The 6,372-nt window shown below is 43.8% G+C and carries 4 protein-coding genes; 3 read left to right on the top strand and 1 reads right to left on the bottom strand.

Going from position 1 to position 6,372, the window contains the following annotated elements; all coding sequences use genetic code 11:
- Positions 1–32: 32 nt before the first annotated feature.
- Positions 33–1,112 (bottom strand): 4-hydroxyphenylpyruvate dioxygenase, encoded by a 1,080-nt coding sequence (gene hppD / locus ABY436_RS18205; RefSeq protein WP_372740353.1) that lies wholly within the window; start codon positions 1,110–1,112, stop codon positions 33–35.
- A gap of 915 nt (positions 1,113–2,027) precedes the next feature.
- On the opposite strand from hppD, the gene ABY436_RS18200 reads away from it, so the two are divergent.
- From ABY436_RS18200 to ABY436_RS18190, 3 genes are all read left to right on the top strand, one after another.
- Entirely contained in the window at positions 2,028–3,851 is a 1,824-nt protein-coding gene (locus ABY436_RS18200) for a DUF4157 domain-containing protein (RefSeq protein ID WP_372740352.1), read from the top strand.
- A gap of 933 nt (positions 3,852–4,784) precedes the next feature.
- Positions 4,785–5,729, top strand: a complete 945-nt coding sequence (locus ABY436_RS18195) for a hypothetical protein (RefSeq protein WP_372740351.1) — start codon at positions 4,785–4,787, stop codon at positions 5,727–5,729.
- A gap of 108 nt (positions 5,730–5,837) precedes the next feature.
- Positions 5,838–6,372, top strand: a 535-nt coding sequence (locus ABY436_RS18190) for a hypothetical protein (protein WP_372740350.1), incomplete at its 3' end; no start/stop codon positions are given.

Raw genomic sequence — 6,372 nt, 5'->3', positions numbered from 1 at the left:
TTGGATTGGGTGGCTCAGACGCCCCCCTTTTCTCATTTTTTTCCAGTATTCAACACACCACGATTAATTTGGTCACGTTCAATAGATTCGAATAATGCTTTAAAGTTACCTTCACCAAAACCGTCATCGCCTTTGCGCTGAATAAATTCAAAGAATACTGGGCCCAACTGGGTTTCAGAGAATATTTGAAGCAGTAATCGAGGGCCACCTTCAACGGTGCCATCCATTAATATGCCACGTGTTTGAAGTTCTTCAACAGGTTCACCATGGTTAGGTAAGCGACCTTCCAGCAATTCATAATATGTTGCTGGTGGCGCTGTCATGAAAGGCATTCCCATTTTGTTCAAGCGATCCCAACATGCAACTAAGTCATCGCAACTAAAAGCAATATGTTGAATACCTTCACCATTAAATGCTCTTAAGAACTCGTCAATTTGCCCTTTACCGCCTTCGCCTTCTTCGTTTAGCGGAATGCGAATTTTACCATCTGGTGCCGTTAGTGCTTTGGAGGTTAGCCCGGTGTATTCACCTTTGATATCAAAGAAGCGAATTTCTTGGAAATTAAACAACTTCTCATAGAAATCAGCCCAATATTTCATGCGACCGCCATACACGTTGTGAGTTAAGTGGTCGATTATTTTGAAGCCTGCTCCCACTGGATTGCGGTCGACGCCATCAAGGTATTCAAAATCAATGTCATAAATAGATAACTCATCGCCATATCGGTCAATAAGATAGATGATCGCGCTGCCAATACCTCTAATTGCTGGTAGACGTAGTTCCATAGGGCCCGTTTCGACTACAACGGGTTCAGCGCCTTGTGCCAATAAGTGCTTATATGCTTTTACTGCATTTTTAACGCGAAAGCCCATGCCACATGCGGACGGTCCATGTTCACGAGCAAAGTACCATGCTGCTGATTTTGGCTCGTAATTCGCGATTAAATTAATGCCACCCTGACGCCATAGTTGCGCGTCTTTAGTGCGGTGATTGGCAATATGGGTAAAACCCATCGCTGTAAATACGGTTTCTAGTTGGCCCTTTTCAGGTGATGAAAATTCGATGAATTCAAAGCCATCTAAGCCTACTGGGTTTTCAAACAAATCTGCCATTGTTTACTCCCTTTAGTCATTCTTAAAATCAGATGACGATGCATCTTATTAGAATTTGGTTTTAGGCATTACTTACCTGAATAGTACAAGGGTAAGTTTCATTGTGACATTGAGTGCTTTTAATTAGTTATATTCAAAGGCGTTTTGCCTCATGATTTTGTCGTCGCAGTTTAGGTTATTTCGTGAAAATATGCCCGAGAAGGGCTTGTTAATGCTCGCTCCTGATTTAGCGAAAAAGCTCTATTTGTAAACATTTCGTTACAAAATTGTGGTTCCAGACGGATTACGGGGAAAGCTTACTTAATCCAGCCCACTTTAAGAATTAAGTAAACTGTCCCCGTAATCCCAGAATTAAGTAAACTGTCCCCGTAATCCCGTAATTCCGTGCTAGTTAGGCCACTTAGAAAGGCGTTAAAAAAAATCTAATACGGCCCTGAAATTCCCTCGACACCGTTTTATTTGCCATTTACGCAATGCAAATAACTAGCTTGTTTCCTGCAGAAGGTGGGTTGTTTATGCCCCATTTCCGCTGAATAGCTAATCTCAATAATAACTCTTTGATTACCCATTAAAAAATCATACTTTTGTGTTTGTTTACTGAGGGTGGTGGGAAGGTATTGACCCGCTTAAGAAATTAAACAATGAGGTTATATTAGATATTCCTATATATTTCAAATTATTAGGTAATGATGGCATGAGCCTTGTATGGGTAGTAATAAGCAGTGAAGAGAACCATTTGAGTAAGTAAGGCTTAGCGCTGATGTATCCAATACTTGTCGGATTTAACTAGTCGATGCAGTTGACGGCCTAAGATCGTAACAAATCAGGGCGTAAGACAGATATGTCGATGACAATGTCATCCGCATAACTGCTTAATTGTTAGGAGACAGAAAACCGAGCGGGAGGATATTAACCATGCGCACTTTCGCACAGAAACCGAAGGCATCCCAGCAAGCTACACCCACCAAGTCTAGGATACCCGCTGGTGCAAGCCTTGGACAACGCCGTGAGGTGAACTCGATCCTTCAATTGCAGCGCACGCTTGGAAATCAAGTGATGCAGCGGATGTTGCAGACTAACCCTGAAGAACTCGAAGTAGGATTGGCCAGTACGGTAACACCTCTCTTTAGCCACGATTTTTGCCGAATTCCCATACATCCTCCTGCAGAAGCGATACAGACGAAATTAGCGATCAACAAGCCGGGAGACATCTACGAGCAGGAAGCAGACTACATCACCGAACAAGTGATGCGAATGCCTGAGCCGGAGTTTCAGCGCGCTTGCCCCTGCGGCGGAGGGTGCCTTAAGTGTCGGACGGCGCGGCCGGGCCAGAAACATGAGCGCTTGCAAACTCAGCACGTCGGCTTAAGTGACTCAGGACAAACCGCAGCACCGCCCATCGTCTACGAAGTATTGCGCTCACCCGGTCAACCTCTCGATTCGATGACTCGCGCCTTTATGGAGCCACGCTTCAAGCATGACTTCGGCGGCGTGCGCGTGCATACCGATAGCCGGGCGGCGGAGTCGGCGCGTGCGGTCAGTGCTCTAGCGTACACCGTGGGGCGGAATGTTGTGTTTGGGGCCGGCCAGCATGCACCGGAATCGCGAGCGGGCCGACGATTGCTCGCGCATGAGCTTACGCACGTGGTGCAGCAAGCACCCTTGTTGCAGCGACAACCAGACCCTGAAGCGGACAAGGCAAATGTCGACGCGTGCCTGAAGCAAACTAAGGATCTGCTTCCCGGTAAGGTCGGCCTCGTCGAGCATATCAACCGCGGAGTCTTGTTGGATGAAGCCATCGGGAAGGAACGACAAAGCCTGGAAGCGCAAATTCGTCAGAAATACGACGCACGGAAGTTCGTGTGCGAAGCGGGCGTCCCCGCGATGCTGGCGCTCTTCTACAACAGGGACTACCACAACAGACTATGGGTCGATCGTGCCCGCGAAAGCTTTACCAAACATCCTGAGTTCTATTCGTCTGCAGGTTCCGACAAAGTTATAAAGACAAAGGCGTTCCTGACGAAGAAGTATCGCATTACCCTCGAGCCTGGGGATAAAGCATGGAGTCCGGAAGATATCCGGTTGCTCGCCGAAGCTCTGGGAAAGCTGACGGACAGCGAAATCCCGCTTATCGCCGACTATCGTTTCATTCGTTGGACGAACAGGTGTAATCAGTTCATTGCTGCAAACCCCAATTACAAATGTGAACTTGAGGATTATGGAGATTGTGGACTCCATCTAGCTGAAGTGGTCCATCGCGATTACACCATCACGATGTACGATTGCTTCAAGAGTGATCCAGACGAGACCGCCAAGAAAGGCTACAACGTTCAGCCTGGCGCTGACATCATCGTCCATGAAATCGGACATGCCATCGAATTTGCCAAGCTGAGACTGGCTCTTGAAAAACAGGGTGACGCGAAGCGTGAATATCAACGTCTGAACAAGCTTGCCGATGCTGCCACGGGGAACGCGAAAGTGTCATTGAACCAACAGGTGGCGGCCGCGAAGAAAATGTTGGCAGAGGCCGACAAGGCAGTGAACGACGCGATGTCTCCGTCTGTCCTCGATCAGTTCACCGCACTCACAAAAGAAAAACCAGCCTTAACGCCGTACTCCAAGAAAAACACCATGGAGGCCTTTGCTGAAGCGTTCATGCTGTACAAGGTGGCTCCAGACAAGTTGAAAAAGGCCAACGAGCCCCTGTTTAACTGGTTCGCCAAGGGAGGGTCGATATAGTTCGGGATTCCGGGGACAGTTTACTTAATTTCTCAGCGCTGGTGTTACAAACTATATGCGATAAGGGGGTATCAAACACAAGGAGCAAAACTATAGCCAGGATGGCTCGAGTGGTTATTACGGGATAAATGAACAACTATGCTCTGCCCCCAGTTGTTCTTGCTACAACGTATACAAAGAAAAGTGCGGTAGATTGTATAACCTACGGTTTTCTATTTAGCTGTATATGTCAACTTTGTGATAAGCGCCCTAAATACTCTGAGCAAAAAAGGTCAAGCGTTTTGGCAGGTCCGTGTCAAAAACGGAATCTTAGGGTTTGCTAATATAATATCTGCGGCCCCTCAGATCCCAAAGTAGTCATGGCCGGTAATCCTAAAGAGAAGCAGCCGTACTTTTCCCAAATTGATTAACCCACATCACATCAAGCCCATCGTATAAAATTGCTCTTCCTCCTATATTTATGGGATAAAATATATAGCTTGATCCAGTATAAATATGCCGCTATGGTTCTACGACTATAGCGCCTAACAGGCATGTACTCGCGGATAGACCGAAGGAATGGGGAATAAGTCATTGAGCAGTCTTTTCTCAAAATCTGTTTATTTACACTGTTTAATTTTTCTTAAGTAAGCCAATGAAAATTTCGCTTATTCTTTCCCTCTTAATTTTTGGCGGTAGTTCTGTGTGTGTTATTATTTATAAATATCAAGCTATTAGGGGGAATGAGAGCACATTCGTGGAATTATAAGAATTCCTGATAATAATAATTATGAGGTCGCGTTCCGCATAACTGCTTATTGTTAGACTTCCAAGTGAGTATGTACATTCATTGTAGTAAAAACTAAAACTACTAATAGTGTTTCTTTCGAAACGTGAAATTGGCACTAACTAGTCAAGCAAAAAGATCGCTTGATTTTTATTAACGGGAAAATTATGAAAAAATATTCACTCATCTTTGGTGCTGTGTTTTTAACGGAATCGGTTATGGCAGAACAACCAACTTTTACTATCGGCCCTGCAACTCAAACACATGCGGGCTTGATTGATTGTGGTGGAAAATCTCGCCCTAGTGCTATTGGAGAAATCAAATCAGAAGATGGAAAAGTGTGGATTGTACCTGCTGAAAATAACTATGAAACAACTCCTAAAGCAGAAGACCTGTTTAACGAATGTGGTGGCAAGGTATTAAAATCACTCGCTGAATTAGACCTAAACGATGTGCCAGTTATTAATGCTGGAGGTACAGAAGAATTCACGGCTTATATATTTTCCGATAATTATTTTGAGCTATACATAAACGGAAACATAATTGCTGTCGACCCGGTTGTTTTCACACCATTTAACTCTAGTGTTGTACGTTTTAAAGCAGATCGTCCGTTAACTATCGCTATAAAGATGGTGGACTGGGAAGAAACGCTTGGGTTAGGAATGGAATACAATCGCGGTACTAAATTTCATGCTGGCGATGGTGGCTTAGTTGCCCATTTTCAAGACGCAAAGGGCCAGACTGTAGCTATTACAGACAATAGCTGGAAAGCTCAAACTTTTTATACCTCCCCCATCGTTAATAGAGATTGTTTGGTAATAAATAACTCTTTGCGCGATAGTTCAGCTTGTGAAAAACAGAAAGTAACTAATGCAGATAAAACGTCTGCAGCTCATTGGGAAGTTGATAAAAACTGGATGAAACCTGACTTTGATGACAGTGCATGGCCTGCAGCTGCAACTTTTACTAATGATACCGTTGGAGTAAAAAACAAAAAATCATTCATGAATTTCTTAGATGTATTTGACACAAAAGGTGCTGATGCTGAGTTTATTTGGTCGTCTAATTTGGTATTGGATAATTTAGTTTTACTGCGAAAAACAATTAAATAAGTATCAAGGTGCTGCAGCGGAAAAACTATTCGCTGGAGCTCGCATTTTTCCACTGAGCAATGCGTTAGGCACATTTAACAATCGTATTTACTATTTAAAGGAAAATATATGATCTATTCAACTTTCAAAATTTCAATTTTGTCTATATTGGTGTTTTTTATTGGCCATGTGTCAGCGGCGGAGCCAAATGTACCGACAGAGGCTCCCTATATAGTGCTTTATGAAAATCTGGATGAGCCTAATGGGTATGGTTTTTGTCTTGATACTTATGGACCGGGTCAATCAGAGTTAATGCAAACTCATTCGTGTAAGCCAAAAACGGATGAAGGCACTCCTAGAAATGATCCAGGCCATGATGTTCGTTTTGAATACAACGCAGAAACCAAAAAAATTAGTTCTTATGCCTTTGAAGGTAAATGCATACAAGTTCTAGTCGCAACAGGAAAGACGGAATTTGCTTTACTTGATTGTAGTGAACACCCTCATCAAAAGTTTGTTTATAACAAGATAGATAAAACAATCAGACTCGATAAAGATAAAAACTACTGTGTAGTCGTAGATTCAGAGACTCTTAAGGCAGGACCTTGGGTTAAGCGTGCATTGAAACTAGCTGAATGTAGTAAAACAGAATCAGCACTAAAGC

The sequence above is a fragment of the Neptunomonas sp. genome (genome assembly GCF_041601355.1).
GTDB lineage: Bacteria > Pseudomonadota > Gammaproteobacteria > Pseudomonadales > Balneatricaceae > Neptunomonas.
This window is presented reverse-complemented; position numbering and strand designations above follow the sequence as displayed.

Bases quoted from the DNA above. Each gene is read 5' to 3' on its own strand.
- ABY436_RS18200 (WP_372740352.1), top strand. From the start codon at position 2,028: ATGCGCACTTTCGCACAGAAACCGAAGGCATCCCAGCAAGCTACACCC.
- ABY436_RS18195 (WP_372740351.1), top strand. From the start codon at position 4,785: ATGAAAAAATATTCACTCATCTTTGGTGCTGTGTTTTTAACGGAATCG.
- hppD (WP_372740353.1), bottom strand. From the start codon at position 1,112: ATGGCAGATTTGTTTGAAAACCCAGTAGGCTTAGATGGCTTTGAATTC.